This window comes from Streptomyces sp. NPDC005492, assembly GCF_040605995.1.
GTDB lineage: Bacteria > Actinomycetota > Actinomycetes > Streptomycetales > Streptomycetaceae > Streptomyces.
Map to the genome: position 1 here is coordinate 206,823 of NZ_JBEXDX010000001.1, position 19,220 is coordinate 226,042.

The window sequence follows — 19,220 nt, forward strand, 5'->3', positions numbered from 1 at the left end:
CGCTGGGTGCGCCCACGCGGCGAAGCCGCACATGGACACAGCCCCGCGCCCCTAAAAGCAAAAAGCACAACTCAGCCCTTGCTTACCGCCGCCAAAATCTCCGGCAGGCGTTTCGCCGTCCCCGGCGCTGCCAAACGAAGGCCCGCGTACGTGATCGCCGCGCCGTAACCCGCCCCCACCGGCAGCAGCACCCAGCTCCACCGGTCGCCGTCCGCGCTCACGTTTGCCCAGATCGTCAGGGTGATCACGGGGGCGCAGAGGAGGGCGGCCGAGATCATGCCGCCGAAGATGGCGATCCAGGCGAGGCCGGCCTGGCCGGGGGCGACGTTCTTGTGGGTGCCCTGAGGGATGGAGTAGGGGAAGCGGGCCGAGGTCCAGGCGCCGGTCGCGAGCATCGCGCCGAGGAGGGCGAAGGAGAGGCCCAGGACCTCCGGGAGCCGGGGCCAGTCACCGAGCATCGCGGTCGTCAGGACGGTCACGAGCGCCGCGTACGGCAGGGTGATCACCAGCAACGCGAGGGCACGGGCGCGGAGTTCGACGTAGGCGTCCCGCGAGGTGGAGATCGTCATCGCGACCATCCAGAACGCGGAGGTGTCCTGGCCGAACTGGTTGTACATCTGGATGCCGAGCATTCCGGCGGCGAAGCAAGCGAAGTAGACCGAGCCGGTGCCCTGGAGTGCGTTCAGCACCGGCACGATCAGGCCGATCGCCAGTGAAGTCACCCACGCTGCCTTGGTCTTGGGGTCGCGCCAGACGTAGCGCAGGCTGCGCTCCATGACCGTGCCGGTGCGGCCGGCCGGCAGGAGTCGGGTCAGGGCGCCTGCCGACGCCTTGTCCTTCGCGGCCGGTTCGGCGGACTGGAGCGTGGAGCCGTCGGGCGCTGTCATCAGCCGGGTCAGGCTGCGCGACCAGAGGGTCAGGAGGGCCGCCAAAGCACAGGCGGACAGGGCGAGTTGGGCGACCGCCACGCCGTAGGAGCCCCTGCTCACCGAGTCCACCGCGCCGACCGCCGACGCGGGCGGCAGCCAGCGCAACACCTCGGCCGCCGGGTCGAGTTGGGCCAGTCCGGACGAACCCAGGCGCTGGGCACCGAAGTTGACCAACTGCACCCCGACCGCGATCACCAGCCCGCTCAGCACCGCCAGGTCCCGCCCCTTCCTGCTGGTCAGCAGACGGATGTTGGCGGCGGCGACGGCCCGTGCGAGGGCCACGCAGATCAGCAGCGCGAGGGCGAGGGCGAGGACGGCCGTGACGTAACCGCCGGCGCCGTGCGCGAGCGCGATCACCGAACCGAGCAGCAGCACCACGGTGAACAGCGGCCCGATGCCGACCAGCGAAGCTGCCAGCAGCGCCCGTACGAGAGGCTGGGGCCGTAGCGGCAGCATCACCAGGCGGGTGGGGTCGAGGGTCTCGTCGCCGGACGGGAAGAACAGCGGCATCACCGCCCAGCCCAGGCCCAGCACCGCCACCAGGATCACGACCACGGAGTCCGCGTGGGCGTCCCCGCGCAGTGAGATCAGCCCGAGCAGTTGGAGCGCCGCGAAGAGCAGCGCCACGACCGCCGACGCGACATACGCGGCCCGTCGGCCACCGGACTGTCGTAGACCATTGCGCAGCAGTGACAGCTTCAGGCGGACGACGACGGGGGTGATCGAGGCGGTCGTCGTGGGGGCGCTCATCGGGCGCCGCCGCCCAGCCAGTCGAGGTCGGAGCCGTGGTCGCGGGCGCCCGCGCCGACGAGTTCGAGGAACGCCTGCTGGAGGGTGGGCGCCTGGCCGCGCACCTCGGCGAGGGTGCCCTGGGCGCGGATGCGGCCGGCGGCCATCACGGCCACCCAGTCGCACAGGGACTCGACGAGTTCCATGACGTGGGAGGAGAAGACGACGGTGGCGCCGGAGGCGGTGTAGCGCTCCAGGACGCCCCGGATGGTCTGCGCGGAGACCGGGTCGACGCCCTCGAACGGCTCGTCCAGGAAGAGCACTTCGGGATTGTGGAGGAGAGCGGCGGCGAGCCCGATCTTCTTGCGCATACCGGTCGAGTAGTCGACGACGAGCTTGTGCTGGGCACCGGCCAGGTCGAGTACGTCCAGGAGTTGGGTGGCCCGTTTGTCGACCTCGGCACCGGGCAGTCCGCGCAATCGCCCGGAGTAGCCGAGGAGTTCACGCCCGGAGAGCCGTTCGAACAGTCGCAGCCCCTCCGGGAGCACTCCGATCCGCGCCTTCACGGCCACCGGATCGCTCCAGACGTCATGCCCGACGACCTCGACGGTCCCCTGATCGGGCCGCAGCAGCCCGGTCACCATGGAGAGGGTGGTGGTCTTCCCGGCTCCGTTCGGCCCGACCAGCCCGATGAACTTCCCCGCGGGCAGCTCCAGATCGATCCCGGCGACAGCGACCTGCTGCCCGAACCGCTTCCAGAGCCCGTGTACGCGAACGGCGGCTGACGTCATACCCGCACCCTACGGTCAGGTGACTCACCCCCGCCGGACTACCGGTCCCGCCCGCACGCGTAGGCGAGCGGCGAGATCAACTCCTCCGCGTCCGGCAGCCACCGGTTCGCCGGGGTCGGCCGGCAGGCCCACTGCACCGCGCCCCGGGACCCGAACCGGGTGGGCGGCGCGGCCACATACGCACCCTCGCCCAGCACGACGAGATCGAGGGAGGTGGGCGCCCAGCCGATCCTGCGCACCAGGTCCGGCACCTTCACCGAGGCCCCGGGAAGAACGAAGAACTCCATCCGGCGGTCCGGCGTCAACGTGACGGGACCGAGCGTCAACTCCATGCGCTCCATCCGGGCCAGCGCCAGGAACCCCGCGGTCTCCGCGACGGAGATCGCGTCGAAGGTGCGCCCCGTGGGCAGCAGGATCGACGCGGCCGGGTGCTTCTGCCACATCCGCCGGGCGACCGTCGCACTGCCCGTCGCCTGGGTCGCCCAGTCCTCACGCGCCGGATGTGCGCCGGGTGCGGCGCACGCGCGGTCCTCGCACGAGCAGTGCTGCACCCCGTCGACGGCTTCCAGCCAGGTGCCGGGGAAGACGTCCCAGTGGCGCTCCTCGGCGTAGCGTACGGCTGTCTCCAGCAGCGATTCCCCGCGCTGCTTCGGAATCTGAGCGGCTTCGGTGCCCGCGATCGTCTCTTCCACGCCCAACACAACTCCCGCACCCACCTCGGGTTACGGCTGTCGCGCGCGCGGGGGAGGAGCATCGATTCCGCAACTGGGGCGCATGGAGGCATGTGCGGGGGCGCGCGGGAGGATCGACGGCGGGAGCTGGGTAACCACGTGAGGGACGGGCACCAGCTTTTACCCCGGCATTCTTCGCATGCTTCGCATTTTCGCCATGTTCGCTGGGCATTGATCTTCACGGCCGGATCTTTTCGCTTCAGGGGTTGTTCCCAGGGGGTACGCCATGGCCGCAAGGCCACTTGTCGCGCGGCAGCCGAACGAACGGCTGCAGGCGCTCATCCAGGAGGCGGGGTGCTCGAACGCCGGGCTGGCCCGCCGGGTCAACATGTGCGGTGCCGAGCACGGTCTCGATCTCCGCTACGACAAGACGTCCGTGGCCCGCTGGCTGCGGGGACAGCAGCCGCGCGGGCGCGCTCCGGCGATCATCGCCGAGGCGCTGGGCCGCAAACTGGGCCGTACGGTCACGATCGACGAGATCGGCATGGCCAACGGCAAGAACCTCGCGTCGGGCGTGGGCCTGCAGTTCTCGCCGACCGTCCTCGGGGCCATCGAGCAGGTCTGTGAGCTGTGGCGCAGTGACGTGGGGCGCCGGGACTTCCTGTCCGGTTCGTCGGTCGCCGCGTCCGCGCTGGTCGAGCCCAGCCGTGACTGGCTGATCTCCTCCCCGGACTCGCAGGTCGCGCGTGCGGCCGGCCCACGGGTGGGCCAGTCCGACGTGGCGGCGGTCCGCGCGATGACCCAGGCGCTGAGCGACCTGGACCACCAGTACGGCAGCGGGCATGTGCGCCCGGTCGTCGTGCACTACCTCAACAGTGTCGTCTCCGGTCTGCTCGCGGGCTCGTACCGGGAAGCGGTGGGGCGTGAACTCTTCGCCGCCGTCGCACGGTTGACGGAACTCGCCGGTTACATGGCCGTCGACACCGGTCAACCGGGCCTGGCCCAGCGCTACTACATCCAGGCGCTACGGCTGGCCCAGGCGGCCGGCGACAGGGGGTACGGCGGGTACGTCCTGGCGGCCTCCATGAGTCACCTGGCGGCGCAGCTCGGAAACCCGCGTGAGATCGCGCAGTTGGCGCGGGCGGCGCAGGAGGGGGCGCGCGGGCGCGTCACCCCGCGGGCCGAGGCGATGTTCCACGCGGCGGAGGCGCGCGGGCACGCCCTGATGGGCGACGCGCGGTCGGCACAGCTCGCGTCGGGCCGCGCGGTGAGCGCGCTGGACGCGGCCGATCCCGCGTCCGGGGAGGACCCGGCGTGGATCGGGCACTTCGACGAGGCCTATCTCGCCGACGAGTTGGCGCACTGCCACCGCGACCTGGGGCAGGCCGAGGCGGCGGCCAGGTGCGCGCAGGAGTCCCTGGACGGGCACCCGGAGTCGCGGGCGCGCCGCAGGGCCATCGGATACGTCCTGCTGGCGAGCGCGCAGGTGCAGCAGCGCGAGGTCGAGCAGGCCTGCAACACGGGCCTGAAAGCAGTGGAGTTGCTCGGTTCGCTGCGGTCCAACCGGGGCGCCGAGTATCTGGAGGACTTCCAGCAGCGCCTGGAGCCGTACCAGGACGAGCCGGTGGTAAGGGAGTTCGGGGCGCGGATGGAGTTGCAGGCCGCCGCGTGAACGGAGGGGAAACAGAGACTCCAGAGCCGAAGGGAGGCGTACGGAGCGGATGTGGGGCCTGATCTGTTAGCGCGGTCACAGATGGGGTGGTCCAGTCCAGTGCTGCGTGGCACCGGGCTCGGGGTACCCGGTAGCGTGAGCCGACGATCCCGAAGGTCCCCCATTCGTAGGAGTCCCGGTGACGCAGAGTGGACAGGGCGAGGAGCCCTCGGCGCGGCCCGCGCGCGAAGGCATCGTGCTGCCCTCCGACGGAGGTGAACCCCTCCTGCCGGGTATGACGGGCGGACGCGGTGACCAGCAGTCGGGCCGGCAGCCGTCGATCGCGCCGCCGGCCGGCGGCCAGGGCTGGGGCGGGTCGTGGGGCCCGGACCAGCAGCAGGAACCACAGCACCACCACGAGCACCGGACCCCGGCCCCACCGCCGGGCCAGGGCTGGGGAGAGCCGCAGCAGCAGTGGGGCACCACCCCCGAGCAGCCCGCCGCGTCCCCGTGGGGCGCCCAGGACGGCATCCCGAGCCAGCCGCAGCCCGGAGGCGCCCAGCACGCGGCGTACGGCGGACAGCAGTCGTACACGCCGGAGTACGCCTCGGGCTACGCGCCCCACCAGCCGCACACGGCACCGCAGGCCGGGACCGAATCCCACAACTACGGGTACGGCTACGGCGCTTCCGGTTCGGGCGCGCCCCTGCCGCCCGCCGCGCCCGCGTTCCCGAGTGTCCCGCTGCCGCCCGCCGACGAGGGCGCGACGCAGTACATCCCGCCGGTGGCCAACGTGCCTGGCGACGAGGGCGCCACCCAGTTCCTGCCGCCGGTCACCGCCGCGCCGATGGACGAGGGGGCGACCCAGTACATCCCGCCCGTGGGCCCCGGCGCGCTGCCGCCCGAGATGCCCGGCCCGATGCCGCAGGCCGCGCACCCCGACGCCCAGCCCACCCAGTTCCTGCCCCCGGTGCCCGCGCAGGGCGCCGCTCCCGGGTACGGGGCACGGCCGGGCGGGGCCGACGACCGACAGCCGCCCGCCGAGTTCGACAACCTCTTCCGCGGCGGCTCCGGGGGCGAGCAACCGGCCGCCTCCACGCAGCAGATGCCCCGCTTCCAGCAGCCGCCGCCGACCGGGCACCAGGGCTACGCGCAGCCGCCCTACGCCGAGCCCTCGTACGCGCCGCCCGGGCAGGGCGGGGGCCGGCGAGGGGCACAGGACGACGACGGCGGCAGCCGCCGTTCGCGGGTGCCGCTGATCGCCGGTGTCGGGGTCGGTCTCGCCATCCTCGGGGTGGGCGCCGGTGCGCTGCTCAGCGGGGGCGGCGGCAAGACCGACGCCAACAAGACCGTGGCCGCCACCTCGGCCGCGACCGGCGGTGCCTCGTCCTCGGGCACCGACGCCGCGAAGGAACAGGCCGTCGCGCTGGACAAGTTGCTGGCCGACAGCGGCAGCAGCCGCGCCTCGGTGATCAAGGCCGTGGCCAATGTGAAGGCCTGCAACAACCTCGACGGCGCCGCCTCGGACCTGCGGGACGCGGCCACGCAGCGCACCCAGTTGGTGACCAAGCTGTCCCAGCTCACCCTGGACAAGCTGCCGTCCAACGCCGCGCTGACCACCGCCCTCACCAACGCGTGGAAGGCGTCCGCGTCGGCCGACACGCACTACGCGGCGTGGGCCGACCAGGCAGCCGGCAAGAAGGGCTGCAAGAAGGGCAGCGCTCGCACCACCGGCCAGACCGCGGCCGGCAACGCGGCGAGCGGCACCGCCAGCAACCAGAAGATCAAGGCCGCCGCCCTCTGGAACACGATCGCGAAGACCTACGGCCTGACCGAGCGCCAGCCGACCCAGCTCTGAGAAGTGGCCGGACGGAGCGCGGACCTCAGTCGAGGTCCGCGCTCTCCAGCGTCTTGGTCATGTCGAAGAAGCCCTTCTTCGCCGACACCAGCACACCCTTGCGTACGACCTGAAGGGTCACCGCCGCGTTGACCAGGCGGGACAGGCCGACGGACGCGAGGTGGTCGTCGGTGGAGCTCCACTGGAGGGCCGGCGTGAGCCCGCCCGTGTTGACCTTGACGCCGTCGTCGAGGGCACGCCGTACGTTGTCGGCGGTCACGTCGGTGCTGCCGAGCGACCGGACGACGGCCCGGAACGCGGTGTACGCGATCCAGGTGGTCTGCACTCCCGTGTCCGCCGGGTCGATGCGGTTGTCGCCGAAGGCCACCTCGTCGACGGCCTTCTTCATCGGGTCCCAGCGCGCGTCGCTCGCGACCGGGTACCAGCCGGTGATGTACGAGCCCTCGTAGGGCCCGGACTGTCCGCCCGTCGAGTTGATCTCGGTCTGGTCGACGCTGCCGAGCACGGTCGCAGTGCGTACCGCGGGATAGTCCTGGCGGTCGCGCCGGAAGGAGTCCATGAAGGTGTCGGTGCGGTCCCCGAGGGAGGGCACCACGCACCCCTTCTTCGAGGAGTCGGAGGTCGCGCTCTCCAGCGCGTGCGTCGACTGGGTCGAGTACTCGGTGGCGTCGTCGGCCGCGAGCTGGTCGGTGGCCGGCGCGTGGCCGCCCGCCGCGAGCCCGGCGTCCAGCAGCGGGGGCAGGTCGTCGCCGGCGATGGAGTCGGGCCGCACGAGCGCGACCGGGCCGCAGGCAGGGGCGAGTTCCTTGCCGAGCCCCGTCAGGAGCGCGGGCTGGCCGCCGTTGACGGGATAGGACAGGGCGCGGGTGAACTCCTCGTTCGTCACGCCGTAGCCGCCTATGTACGGGATGCCCGCACCCTCCAGCGGAGCGAAGTACGAGTCGCTGAACTCGCTGTAGGAGCCGACGACCGCGACGACGTTCTTGTCCACGGCCTCCCGGGCGCACTTCGCCGCGGACACGCTGCTGTTGTGGTCGTTGCAGGTCAGGACCTTGAGCTTGCGGCCGTTGAGACCGCCGTGCTTGTTGATCCACTTCGCGTACGCCGTCGCCATGGCGGGCATGCCGGGCTTGTTGGTCGCGTTGGTGTCCCACGGCGCCCAGGTCATGACCGTGATGGGGTCGTCCCCGGAACCCCCCGTGGTACCGGGGATGACCCCACAGCCGGCCGCGAGCGACGCGCACGCCACCAGAGCCACCGCCGACACGACGGTCGCTCTGACGGGCCGGGTGATCGTGGGGAGGAAGGTGCTGCCGTTGCGTCGCCTGCCGGTCATGTACGCACACGCTTCCGCCACACCGCTAAGCCGGGGGTGACTCGTGGTCAACAAACAGTGACGTGGAGGTGAATTACGGGGGCCGTTCCTGTGTGTGTGACGAGGAACGTACGATCGATGACCGTGCAAGCTCCGGAGAACCCTTCCCGTCGCCCCCGTCGCTCCTCCACCATGGGCGGCATGCCACTGAACGACATGCCCTGGTGGCGCTGGCGCAGCAACGTGCGTTCCGCGCTGCACATGCTCTCCGACCCGGCGTTCCAGCAGGACGTCTGGCTGGCCGGTGTCGACGGGTACGGGGACGTCACCGACGCCGTCTACCGCCTCGTCGAGGACACCTGGCTCGACAACTGGTCCGCCGAGAAATACGTCGGCACGATCTTCCGCGACTCCCAGGAGGCGGCCCTCGTGGACACCGCCGTCCTGCGGGTCCTGCGGATCATGCACCAGGTCGGCCCGGACGCCCAGGTCTCCGCCTACGTCGACCACCAGGCGTGGCCGGAGGCGGTGCGGGCGGCGCGGGACGCCCATGTGCGGATGGCGGTGAGCGACGGGGAGGACCCGGACGCACCGCCGCGCACGCTCGAGGTGCTGCAGATCATCACGCGGTCCGCGTGACGGACGGCGGTGCCCCTGCTCAGGGGGATATGGGACCCTGTCCCGCATGAACGCGCAGTCCACCCGAGCCGCGGCACCCGCCGACCAGTACGTCCTCACCCTGTCCTGCCCCGACAAGCAGGGCATCGTGCACGCCGTGTCGAGCTACCTCTTCATGACCGGTTGCAACATCGAGGACAGCCAGCAGTTCGGCGACCACGACACGGGTCTGTTCTTCATGCGCGTCCACTTCTCGGCGGAGCCGCCGGTCACCGTGGACAAGCTGCGCGCGAGCTTCGCGGCGATCGGTGACTCCTTCCACATGGACTGGCAGATCCACCGGGCCGACGAGAAGATGCGCGTCGTCCTCATGGTCAGCAAGTTCGGCCACTGCCTGAACGACCTGCTGTTCCGGGCGCGGATCGGCGCGCTGCCGGTGGAGATCGCGGCCGTGGTGTCCAACCACACCGACTTCGCCGAGCTGGTGGAGTCGTACCACATCCCCTTCCACCACATCCCCGTGACGAAGGACAACAAGGCCGAGGCCGAGGCACGCGTCCTCGACCTGGTCCGCGAGGAGAACGTCGAACTCGTCGTCCTCGCCCGCTACATGCAGGTCCTCTCCGACGACCTCTGCAAGGCGCTCAGCGGCCGGATCATCAACATCCACCATTCCTTCCTGCCGAGCTTCAAGGGCGCGAAGCCGTACCACCAGGCGCACACCCGGGGCGTGAAGCTGATCGGCGCGACGGCCCACTATGTGACCGCCGACCTCGACGAGGGACCGATCATCGAGCAGGAGGTCGAGCGGGTGGGCCACGACGTGACCCCGGACCAGTTGGTGGCGATCGGCCGGGACGTGGAGTGCCAGGCGCTGGCGCGAGCCGTGAAGTGGCACGCCGAGCGCCGGATCCTTCTCAACGGGCGCCGGACGGTCGTGTTCGGCTAGGAGTTCGGGGGCGGAGTGGCGGGCGGCTGCGGACAGTTCGTGGCTGCTCGCGCCCACGCGGCGGAGCCACACATCGACACGGCCCCGCGCCCCTGAGCAGGCGCAGCGGGCCCGCCCAGGGGCGCGGGCAACTGCGCAACCGCCCACTCACCCGCGGCCGCCGACGAAACAGAAGCCGCCCCTTACATCCGGCTCAAGCTCGCGACAGCGAACAGCACATCCCTGATCGCCCCCCGGTCCCCGACCTGCCCCGCCGCGGCCTCCTCCGGTGACACATGACCCGCGGCCAGGTGGCAGAACTCCACGCCGTCCAGGGCGACATGGGCCACCTCGCGCTCACCGGCCCCCACCACCGCGAGGGAGTCGAGAGGGATCTGCCACTCGCCGCCGCCGTGCCCCTCGATCTCCAGCCGCAGGCTGCGACCGGGGCCCGGTGACACCAGCCCCCTGCGCCGCCGCTCGGCCAGCACCGCGGGCAGCATGCGCGCCGCGAGGTCGATCATCCGGTTCAGATGGCGGGGGGACGGCGGCTGGTACGGATAGTCCACCGCGTCCGCGATGTCCTCCGCGTGGACCCAGCACTCGAAGGCCCGGTCGAGCATCGCGTCGTGCAGCGGGAGCTCGAAGTCGCCGTAGGAGACGGCCAGTTTGCCGGTGGTGCCGCCGGTGAACGACACCGTGCGGACGATGTTGTGGGACTGCTCGCGCCAGGGCACGCGGATGGAGCGGGTGGGCGGGAAGTACGACGCCTTCCAGTACGCCTCGGTCCGGGTCGCCGGAGTCGCCGCCGTGCTGTCGGTCAGCGGGTCGTCGAGGCCCAGCGCCGCCGCGACCAGGCCGTCGACGGTCAGCAGGTGCGCGATGACCCCGGCGACGGTCGTACGGCGGGTCGTCGGGCCGTCGTCCTCGAACCAGCGCAGCCGCACGGGCGCGTGCCACTCGGCGTCGCCTATGTCCTGGAGCAGGGCGTCCAGGCGGGCGCTCTCGGCGTCGTACGGCGTCGCCCACTCCGGTACCGGTATGCGCGGCGGCCGACGGTCGAAGGAGCCGGTGAGGACGCGGGTGCGCAGGCCCGGGTCGAGATCGAGGGGCTCGACGGGGTGCAGCAGGCCGACCGCGCCGCGCAGCCGCAGGGCCTCGTCGGCGCAGGGACCGCAGTCGCCGAGGTGCTCCTCCACGGCCGCCGTCTCCTCCACCGAGCAGGCGGCCAGCGCCCACGCGCCGAGCAGCGCCTTCAGCACCCGGTGCTCCAGCACCAGCGGCACCAGCGGCACCGGGGACATGGGCTCGGCCGGCTCCGGCAAGGGCCGCCCGCCGTCCTCCACGGAGGCGCGCGGCATGGGGATGTGCGGCGGCTCGTCACCGCCGTCCATGGAGCCGCCGGTCGCGGAACCGCCGTCCATGGAACCGCCGTTCATGAAGTCGTCGTTCGCGTTGCTCGCGTCGGTCATGTCCCGCCTCCCGCTCCTGGCGGCGCGCCGGCGTCATGGGCGGTGGACAGGAGCTGGAGGCCGAGGCGGAGGCGGCGGCGGGCCTCGTCCTCGGTGACGCCGAGGTCGACGGCGGTCTGGCGGTAGTCACGGCGCTGGAAGTAGGCCAGCTCCAGGGCGGCCCGCAGCGGGGCGGGCATGGACGTGGCGATGTAGTCGGCGCGGGCGGCGACGGAGGCGTGGCGGACCTTGCGCTCCAACTCCTCGGTGGAGCCCTCGCCACCCCGGGCGAGGGCGGCCGTCTCGGTGGCGCGCAGCCGCTGCACGGCGAGGCGGTGGGTCAGCGCGGCCACCCAGGAGCGCAGCGGGCCCTGCTTGGGGTCGTAGGTGTCGGGGTGTTCCCAGACGTGGGCGAAGACCTCGCGGGTGATGCCGTCGGCGGCGCGCTCGTCGCCCAGCACGCGGTGGGCGAGGGCGTGCACGAGGGACGCGAAGCGGTCGTACAGCTCACCGAGGGCCGCCGCCTCGCCGCGTGCGAGCCGCTGCTGCATCTTGCGGTCCCAGCGGGGCGGTGCGTCCTTCGTCGCCATGCGGCCCCCTCACCTTGCCTGTGCCCGAGTCAAGCGTGCGCCCACCGTCTCTTCGAATGTAGTCGGCACCTCGGACAGCGCACGCCCCTTCCTGCAATTGCACGCCCCTGGAAGGGCGCAGGTGGTAGCGGACCTGTGCCTACCCGGTCCAGAACTGATCGAACAGGATCGAAGGCGACTAAAACAAGCCTCTTCTGACCGTTTCCCGTTTCTGGCTCCGTGTTTCAGGGAACGGCCGCTGGGCAGCCGCGCTGCAAGGAAGCGAAGGTACGGCTTCCGTTTCCGGACGGTCTCCGGGAGTTCCGGCTAGCGAAAGGCGCGATGGTGGCCTTCAAAGTGAACGACGGTGAGCGCGGCGGCTGGTCCGTGCTCCTCGTGTCCGGTGAGCTGGACCTGGTGACCTCGCCGGTGCTGCGCCAGCGGGTGCACGACGTGGTGGCGGACGGTCACCACAGCCTGGTCATGGACCTCTCCGAGGTGTTTTTCTGCGACTCCAGCGGCGTCGGCGTCCTGATCGCGTCCCGCCGCCTCATCCGCTCCTGCCACGGTCATCTGCGCGTGGTGCTGCCGGCGCAGGGCGCGGTCGACGGCTCGCACGTCAACCGGGTGCTCGGCGCCCTCGGTGTGCGCCGCCTCTTCGACGTCTATCCCGATGTGATGGCCGCCACAGAGGATGACCCGGAGGACGAGGCGGACCCCCTCTCGGCGTGACGCCGTTGTACCGGAATTTCCCCGGTCTTGGCACAAGCGACGTTTTCCCGCTCCCGGACCCGCCCCGGCGTCGTACGCTCCCTGCCAAGCGCACCCCACATGAGTAAGGCGGCCCGAAAGACATGGTCAGCACCGAGTACGAGCGACGGATCGCCGCCCGGTTCGCCACCTTCGACCAGGACGGCAACGGGTTCATCGACCGCGAGGACTTCAACGCGGCGGCCAAGGCGCTGCTCGCGGAGTTCGGCACGGCGGCCCGCTCCGACAAGGGACAGGCCCTGTACATCGGCGCGGAGGCGTTCTGGCAGGGCATGGCGGGCATAGCGGACCGGGACGGCGACCAGCGCGTCAGCCGCGAGGAGTTCGTGGGCGGCGCGGTCAAGCGCCTGCGCGACAACCCCGAGCGTTTCGCCGAGATCGGCCGCCCCTTCCTCCACGCGGCCCTCGACGTAGCGGACCCGGACGGCGACGGCTCGGCCACCATCGAGGACACGATCCGCGTCCTGAAGGCCCTCGGAGTCCCCGCCGACATCGCGGAGACGGCCGCGACCGCCCTCGACACGGACAGCGACGGCAAGATCGGCGAGGCAGAGATCGTGTCGTCGTTCGCCCGCTACTTCACGGTGCCGGAATAGCGCCGGCGCGGCGCGCACTTGAGCACGGGCAGCCTTTGCGCGCGTAGACGGTCCGTCATGGAGCCGGGGTTCAACTCTCCGGCTCCGGGCGGTTTTTCGGTTGGCGGGGTGGAGACGTGTCCTCCGTCGCCCGCTGCCTCGCCGCTCAGGAATAGCGCTCGCGTAACGCGTACTTGAGCACGGACAACCTTCCGCGCGCAGTCGGTCCGCCACGGAACCGAGGGCCAACTCCCCTTGCTCCGGGCGGTTGTTCGGGAGGCGGTGCGGAGGCGTATCGGCTCCAGGCGACTCTTCGGCCGGCGAGATGGAGATCGTGTCCTCCGCCGCCCGCTGCCTCACCGCTCCGGAACAGCGCTCCCCGAATACCGCTCCCGCAGCTTGTACTTGAGCACCTTCCGCAGGGTCTCGTTGCGTGGAAGGGCGTCCACGATCTCCAACTGCTCCGGCAACTTGTGCACGGACAGCCCTTCCGTGCGGAGGTAGGCAGTCACCGCAGACAGCGTCAACTCATCTGCCCCCGGAGGTTGTTCGACGACCGCGCAGACCCGCTCCCCGCGTTCCGCGTCCGGCAGGCCTATGACGGCCACGTCACCCACGTCCGGATGCGCGGCCAGGAGGTCCTCGATCTCCTTCGCCGAGATGTTCTCGCCCTTGCGGATGATCACGTCCTTGAGGCGGCCGGTGAGGACCAGATGCCCGCTGTCCTTCACCACCCCCAGGTCACCGGTGCGCAGAAACCCGTCCGCGTCGAAGGCCTCGGCGGTCTGGGCCGGGTCCAGATAGCCCTGGCACACGGCCTCCCCGCGCAGACGGACCTCCCCGCCCTCCGCGATCCGTATCTCCATGCCCTCCGGCGGCCGCCCCTCGGTGGTCGCCAGGTTCTCCGTCGTGTCGTCCGGGTCGCCCATGGTGATCATCGGCACCTCGGTCATGCCATAGCCGTGGGTGAGCTGGACCCCCATCTCCCGTACCACGGAGTGGTAGACCTCCGGCGGCTTGGGGGCGCCGCCGCCCGCGAGCAGCCGGAGGGAGGGGATCACGGGCGTGCCCGGCTGCTTGCGCTGCTCGGCGAGGAACATGGAATAGAAGGCGGTTGAGCCGCCCGCCACCGTCACCCCGTGCTTGCGGTAGCCCTCCAGCGCGTCCGGCAGCGCGAACTGCTCGAACATCACCGCCGGGAAGCCGTACAGCAGCAGCATCACCGTGTAGTCGGGCCCCGCTATGTGCGCGTACGGGAAGGCCATCGAGCCCACGTCGTCCGCCGTCAGCCGTAGCGCGTGCGCGAGGCACGAGCCGCCCGCGATCAGTGAACGGTCCGTGTGCAGCACGCCCTTGGGGTCGGAGGTGGTGCCGGAGGTCCAGTAGATCCAGCGGACGGAGGTGCCGTCGGCGGGCGGGGCGGGGAGGGCGGCGGGGTCGCCGTCCGGGAGGCCGGCGGTGTCGTACGCCTCGAAGATGCCCTTCGCGCCCAGCCGCCGCGCCATCTCCGTGTGGTCGAAGCCCCGCCAGGTGCCCGGCACCGCGAAGTACTCCGCCTTCGACTCCCGCAGCGCGAAGCCGACTTCGCGGTCCCGGTAGAAGGGGATCACCGGCGTCTGCACGGCCCCCAGACGGGCCAGCGCGAAGGAGAGCAGGGCGGTTTCGATACGGGTGGGCAACTGCCAGGCGACGACCGTGCCGGGGCGTACACCCATGCCGTACAGGCCGGCCGCGACCCGCTCGGAGCGGTCCCGCAACTCGCCGAAGCTCAGGGCGCGGTCGTCCTGGAGGAAAACCGGCCGGTCGGGGGTGAGGGCGGCGCGGCGGACGACCAGCTCCCAGAGGGTGCGGGCGGAACTCAGGGTGTACGGAGTCTCGTTCACGTGCGCCCCCTGCTTGGCTGACGACTCGTCAGGTGACATGCTATCTGACGGGTCATCAGATAAGTACCGTCCGGCGGAGGGGAACCCATGGCCACCGAACTGCCCCGCATCATCAGCGTCGACGACCACGTGATCGAGCCCGCGCACCTCTTCGAGACCTGGCTGCCGAAGAAACACCGTGAGCGCGGTCCACAACCCCTCACCGCCGGGATCGGCGAACTCGCCTATGTGGCGGGCAAATACCAGATCACGATGGACCCCGACGGCCCGCCCACCGACTGGTGGATCTACGAGGACCTCAAGTTCCCGTACAAGCGCAACATCGCCGCCGTCGGCTTCGACCGCGACGAGATGACCCTGGAGGGCATCACCCGCGAGCAGATGCGCCGCGGCTGCTGGGACCCCAAGGCGCGGCTCGCGGACATGGACCTCAACCATGTCGAGGGCTCCCTCTGCTTCCCGACCTTCCCGCGCTTCTGCGGTCAGACCTTCGCCGAGGCGCACGACAAGGAGGTCGCGCTCGCCTGTGTGCGCGCCTACAACGACTGGATGGTCGAGGAGTGGTGCGGCGACAGCGGCGGCCGGCTCATCCCGCTGTGCCTGATCCCCTTGTGGGACGTGGAGTTGGCGGTCGAGGAGATCAAGCGCAACGCCGCGCGCGGAGTGCGCGCGGTGACCTTCTCCGAGATCCCCACCTACCTCGGACTGCCGTCCATCCACTCCGGCTACTGGGACCCGTTCTTCGCGGTCTGCCAGGAGACGGGGACGGTCGTGAACATGCACATCGGCAGCAGCTCCCAGATGCCCGCCGCCTCCCCGGACGCACCCCCCGCCGTACAGGCCTCGCTCTCCTTCAACAACGCGATGGCCTCGATGATGGACTTCCTCTTCAGCGGGGTCCTGGTGAAGTTCCCGACCCTCAAACTCGCCTACTCCGAAGGGCAGATGGGCTGGATCCCGTACGCCCTGGAACGCGCCGACGACGTCTGGGAGGAACACCGCGCCTGGGGCGGGGTGCGTGATCTGATCCCCGAGCCGCCCTCCACGTACTACTACCGGCAGATGTTCTGCTGCTTCTTCCGCGACAAGCACGGGGTCGCCTCGCTGGACGTCGTCGGACGGGACAACGCGACCTTCGAGACCGACTACCCGCACGTCGACTCGACCTTCCCGCACACCAAGGAGGTCGCCCTCGACCATGTGAAGGGCCTCGACGACGAGACGGTCCACAAGCTGATGCGGGGCAACGCGATCCGCATGCTGGGCCTGGACCTCGACGACTGATGGACCTCTCGTACACGCCCGAAGAGGAGGAGTACCGGGCGCGGCTGCGGGAGTGGCTGGCGAAGGTGCTCCCCTCGCTCCCGCCGAAACCCTCCCCGTCCGACTGGCCGGCCCGCCGCGCCTACGACCTCGGCTGGCAGCGCACGCTCTACGACGCCGGGTACGCCGCCGTCCACTGGGACGCCTCCCCGACCACCCGGCTGATCTTCCTGGAGGAGACCGAGAAGGCGGGCGCGCCCTATGTGGGCGCCAACTTCGTGGGCCTGCTGCACGCGGGGCCGACGATAGCCGCCGAGGGGACGGCCGAGCAGCGGGAGCGGTGGCTGCCGCCCGTGCTGCGCGGCGACGAGGCGTGGTGCCAGGGCTTCAGCGAACCAGACGCCGGCAGCGACCTCGCGGCACTGCGCACGCGCGCGTGGCGGGACGGCGACGACTACGTGGTGAGCGGCTCCAAGATCTGGACCTCGCACGCCGAAGTCGCCGACTGGTGCGAGCTGTTGGTCCGCACCGACCCCTCGGCACCGAAGCACAGGGGCATCACCTGGCTCGCCATGCCCATGGACACGCCGGGCATCACCGTACGGCCGCTGCGCACCCTTGCCGGGTCCGCCGAGTTCGCCGAGGTGTTCCTCGACGAGGTGCGGGTGCCGGTCGCCAACCGGGTCGGCGCCGAGAACGACGGCTGGCGCGTGACCATGGTGACCCTCTCCTTCGAGCGCGGTACGGCCTTCGTCGGCGAGGTCGTCGCCTGCCGCCGAGTGCTCGGCGAACTGGCCGCCGAGGCACGGGAGAACGGCCGCTGGGACGATCCCGTGCTGCGCCGCCGACTGGGCAGGCTGAACGCCGAGTTCAGGGCGCTGTGGCGGCTCACGCAGTGGAACGTGAGCGAGGCCGAGGCGAGCAGGGGAGTGTCGGGGGTGGGCGGTTCGGTCTTCAAACTCCGCTACTCGCACGCCCGCCAGGAGCTCTACGACACGGCGGCCGACGTCCTCGGCCCGGACGCCCTCGACCTGGACCGGCCGTGGGTGCTGGACCGCCTCTCCTCCCTCTCGTACACCATCGCCGCCGGCACCTCCCAGATCCAGCAGAACATCGTGGCCGAGCGCATTCTCGGTCTGCCGAAGGGACGGTGATCTCCCCCATGCGCTTTCAACTCACCGATGATCAACGGGCGTTGCGGGACGGCGTACGGGGACTGCTGGCCCGGCGCTTCGACGGTGAGGCGCTGCGGGCGGCCGTGGAGCGACCCGGGCTCGACAGGTCGCTGTGGCGGGAGCTGGGGCGGGCCGGTTTCTTCGCGCTGCGGGTGCCGGAGGCGCAGGGCGGGGTCGGACTCGGGCTGCCCGAGGCGGTGTTGGCGTTCGAGGAGGCCGGGCGGGTGCTGCTGCCCGGCCCGCTGGTGGCCACGCACATGGCGGCGGGAGACATGCCGGGGGCGGCCGCGGGGGAGACGGTCGTGGCGGCCGTGGACGCCGGTTTGGTGGAGTGGCTGGACGCGGCCGATGTGGTGCTCGGCGACGCCTCGGGGGCCGTGCCGCTGCGGTCCGTGGACCCGCTGACGCCGCTGCACCGGGTGCCCGCAGCGGTCGTAGCGGATCCGGTGGCGGTGCTGCTCACCGCGGCCGAGCAGCTCGGTACGGCCGCGCGGGTGGGGGAACTGGCGGTGCAACACGCCCGGACGCGTGAGCAGTTCGGGCAGCCGATCGGGGCTTTTCAGGCCATCAAGCATCTCTGCGCGCAGGCGCTGGTGCGGGTCGAGGTGGCGCGGGCCGCGGTGTACGCGGCGGCCGTGACCGCGGAGCCGGTGGACATCGCGGTGGCCCGGCTGCTGGCCGACGAGGCCGCCGTACGCGGGGCCCGGGACTGTCTTCAGGTGCACGGAGGGATGGGCTTCACCTGGGAGTCCGAGGTCCATCTGCATCTGAAACGCGCATGGGTGCGTGCTCGGCGTGGCGGAGGAGGCACGGAGAGTGAGGAGTTGCTCGCGGTGGATCTGGTGGCCGGGGCGCGGTAGCGGGGCGCTCGCCTGCGAGGACCGGGACGGGCCCGACCACGGTGTCGCGGATCGTGGCACAGCGGAATCACGGAGCGTTGATATCGGGTTGTGTCCTATGCGTGACTTGTCACGGCCCGGAGTCACCTTCGGGCTCCGGTACCTTGTGTGGGATGCGAGTGGTTCAAGGTACGAGCCATGCCGGTGTTGCCCGTGAGGCGGCCCCGGATCGGGCGGTGCGCTCCGCCGCTCGTATGGCAGAACGGGCTTTCGCCCCTGCCTGTTCGACTCCCCGCAGAGAGCGTCGCACAGTATCCCGCACGCGTACTCCTTCGCGCTGGAATATGCCCGAAGCGCTTGTTGGGGTGACTGAACGTCAACCATGCTGTCTCGCAAGGGATTCACGTTCCGTGACCCTTGATCTGGCCATTGTTCTGGCCATGCAGGAAATGGCTACGATCGTGGCCCTCGTGAGGCGCGAGGCCAAGTGTCCGCCGGTTCGGATGGTGTGAGCGGTGCAGGTGCTTCAAGTGCAACTGGAGATCCGGCCCGACCCCGCGGAAGTGGGGCGAGCCAGGCGGTGGGCGCGCTCGCGGCTCGCCGGGTCCGGGATAGAGGCCGACGAGCCGCTGGCCGAGACGCTGATCCTGTTGGTCTCCGAGCTCGTCACCAACGCCGTGGTGCACACCGGCTGTCCGGCCGTGCTGAGGCTCTGTCTGCCGGACGTGGCGAACGATTCGGCGACCGTGCGCCTTGAGGTCGCCGACACCAGTTGCCAGGCCCCGGTGCCGCGTTGCGCGGAGGGTGACGAGACCGGCGGTCGTGGCCTCGCGCTGGTGGACGGTCTCGCCGACCGCTGGGGCTGGAGCGCCGAGGGCACCGGCAAGCGCATCTGGTGCGAGCTGGACCGGGACAGCGAACCCCGGGAGGCCGCGGCCGCGTTCGGGGGCGGTGTCACGCCGTACGAGGGCTTCGAGTTCGAGGGCTTCGCGTACGAGGCGGTGTAGGGGCTCTCGGGTAGGTGCTGCCTGCAAGTGCCGGGCGGAGATGCGCCGGGCCGTGCTTCCGTGCGCGCCCTGCAACAAATGGGTCTTACGGAACAAATCCCCGGATGGGCGTTGACGCGACGTGACCGTGTGGTCACGCTTGTGGGCAGCGATTCGCCGCGAGGGGACGACGAGGGCTTCGGTGACGGAGGCCCTCG

At 71.0% G+C, this 19,220-nt stretch carries 17 protein-coding genes; 10 read left to right on the top strand and 7 right to left on the bottom strand.

Annotation, left to right across the window (positions count from 1 at the left end):
* Window positions 1–71: 71 nt before the first annotated feature.
* Genes ABZT04_RS01030 through ABZT04_RS01040 form a run of 3 tightly spaced genes read right to left on the bottom strand, consistent with a single transcriptional unit; the run spans window position 72 to window position 3,150 of the window.
* Window positions 72–1,679, bottom strand: a complete 1,608-nt coding sequence (locus tag ABZT04_RS01030; RefSeq protein ID WP_356051390.1) for a transporter — start codon at window positions 1,677–1,679, stop codon at window positions 72–74.
* The gene (locus ABZT04_RS01035) at window positions 1,676–2,449 is read right to left on the bottom strand and encodes an ABC transporter ATP-binding protein (protein WP_356051392.1); all 774 of its coding nucleotides are present in this window, start codon (window positions 2,447–2,449) and stop codon (window positions 1,676–1,678) included. The genes ABZT04_RS01030 and ABZT04_RS01035 overlap by 4 nt, the downstream gene beginning before the upstream one ends.
* A 38-nt stretch (window positions 2,450–2,487) precedes the next feature.
* Window positions 2,488–3,150: a bifunctional DNA primase/polymerase gene (locus ABZT04_RS01040; RefSeq protein ID WP_356051394.1), complete on the bottom strand. Its 663-nt coding sequence runs from the start codon at window positions 3,148–3,150 to the stop codon at window positions 2,488–2,490.
* 256 nt (window positions 3,151–3,406) lie between these two features.
* Here ABZT04_RS01040 and ABZT04_RS01045 point away from each other — a divergent pair, with 256 nt between their 5' ends.
* On the top strand, window positions 3,407–4,792 hold the full coding sequence (locus ABZT04_RS01045) for a transcriptional regulator (protein ID WP_356051397.1): 1,386 nt from the start codon (window positions 3,407–3,409) through the stop codon (window positions 4,790–4,792).
* 178 nt (window positions 4,793–4,970) lie between these two features.
* On the top strand, window positions 4,971–6,629 hold the full coding sequence (locus tag ABZT04_RS01050; RefSeq protein ID WP_356051400.1) for a hypothetical protein: 1,659 nt from the start codon (window positions 4,971–4,973) through the stop codon (window positions 6,627–6,629).
* Between the two features lie 25 nt (window positions 6,630–6,654).
* On the opposite strand, the gene ABZT04_RS01055 is transcribed toward ABZT04_RS01050, so the two are convergent.
* Entirely contained in the window at window positions 6,655–7,965 is a 1,311-nt protein-coding gene (locus ABZT04_RS01055; RefSeq protein ID WP_356051402.1) for an ABC transporter substrate-binding protein, read from the bottom strand.
* A 117-nt stretch (window positions 7,966–8,082) separates the two neighbouring features.
* Between ABZT04_RS01055 and ABZT04_RS01060 the strand changes: the two genes are divergently transcribed.
* Both ABZT04_RS01060 and purU read left to right on the top strand, forming a co-directional pair.
* On the top strand, window positions 8,083–8,583 hold the full coding sequence (locus tag ABZT04_RS01060; RefSeq protein ID WP_356051404.1) for a hypothetical protein: 501 nt from the start codon (window positions 8,083–8,085) through the stop codon (window positions 8,581–8,583).
* A 46-nt stretch (window positions 8,584–8,629) separates the two neighbouring features.
* Complete coding sequence (gene purU, locus ABZT04_RS01065) at window positions 8,630–9,511, top strand: formyltetrahydrofolate deformylase (RefSeq protein ID WP_356051406.1); 882 nt, start codon at window positions 8,630–8,632, stop codon at window positions 9,509–9,511.
* Window positions 9,512–9,693: 182 nt separating this feature from the next.
* Here purU and ABZT04_RS01070 read toward each other — a convergent pair whose 3' ends face one another.
* Both ABZT04_RS01070 and ABZT04_RS01075 read right to left on the bottom strand, forming a co-directional pair.
* Window positions 9,694–10,884, bottom strand: a complete 1,191-nt coding sequence (locus ABZT04_RS01070; protein WP_356052112.1) for an MDMPI N domain containing protein — start codon at window positions 10,882–10,884, stop codon at window positions 9,694–9,696.
* Window positions 10,885–10,958: 74 nt separating this feature from the next.
* Window positions 10,959–11,531, bottom strand: a complete 573-nt coding sequence (locus ABZT04_RS01075) for a sigma-70 family RNA polymerase sigma factor (RefSeq protein ID WP_356051408.1) — start codon at window positions 11,529–11,531, stop codon at window positions 10,959–10,961.
* Between the two features lie 321 nt (window positions 11,532–11,852).
* Here ABZT04_RS01075 and ABZT04_RS01080 point away from each other — a divergent pair, with 321 nt between their 5' ends.
* Together ABZT04_RS01080 and ABZT04_RS01085 are read left to right on the top strand one after the other, a co-directional pair.
* Window positions 11,853–12,242, top strand: a complete 390-nt coding sequence (locus ABZT04_RS01080) for an STAS domain-containing protein (RefSeq protein WP_356051410.1) — start codon at window positions 11,853–11,855, stop codon at window positions 12,240–12,242.
* 122 nt (window positions 12,243–12,364) lie between these two features.
* A complete protein-coding gene (locus ABZT04_RS01085; RefSeq protein ID WP_356051412.1) occupies window positions 12,365–12,877 on the top strand; it encodes an EF-hand domain-containing protein in 513 nt (170 codons plus the stop codon).
* 335 nt (window positions 12,878–13,212) lie between these two features.
* Here the strand turns inward: ABZT04_RS01085 and ABZT04_RS01090 are convergent, their stop codons facing one another.
* Window positions 13,213–14,739 carry an AMP-binding protein gene (locus ABZT04_RS01090; protein WP_356051414.1) on the bottom strand — a complete coding sequence of 509 codons (1,527 nt, stop codon included), beginning with the start codon at window positions 14,737–14,739 and terminating at the stop codon, window positions 13,213–13,215.
* An 87-nt stretch (window positions 14,740–14,826) separates the two neighbouring features.
* Between ABZT04_RS01090 and ABZT04_RS01095 the strand changes: the two genes are divergently transcribed.
* The 4 genes from ABZT04_RS01095 to ABZT04_RS01110 all read left to right on the top strand — a co-directional run bounded on the left by ABZT04_RS01095 (window position 14,827) and on the right by ABZT04_RS01110 (window position 19,023).
* Window positions 14,827–16,023: an amidohydrolase family protein gene (locus tag ABZT04_RS01095; RefSeq protein ID WP_356051416.1), complete on the top strand. Its 1,197-nt coding sequence runs from the start codon at window positions 14,827–14,829 to the stop codon at window positions 16,021–16,023.
* The gene (locus ABZT04_RS01100; protein ID WP_356051418.1) at window positions 16,023–17,156 is read left to right on the top strand and encodes an acyl-CoA dehydrogenase family protein; all 1,134 of its coding nucleotides are present in this window, start codon (window positions 16,023–16,025) and stop codon (window positions 17,154–17,156) included. The genes ABZT04_RS01095 and ABZT04_RS01100 overlap by 1 nt, the downstream gene beginning before the upstream one ends.
* An 8-nt stretch (window positions 17,157–17,164) precedes the next feature.
* Entirely contained in the window at window positions 17,165–18,037 is an 873-nt protein-coding gene (locus ABZT04_RS01105; RefSeq protein ID WP_356051420.1) for an acyl-CoA dehydrogenase family protein, read from the top strand.
* Between the two features lie 509 nt (window positions 18,038–18,546).
* Window positions 18,547–19,023 (top strand): ATP-binding protein, encoded by a 477-nt coding sequence (locus ABZT04_RS01110; RefSeq protein ID WP_356052114.1) that lies wholly within the window; start codon window positions 18,547–18,549, stop codon window positions 19,021–19,023.
* The last annotated feature ends 197 nt before the right edge of the window (window positions 19,024–19,220 follow it).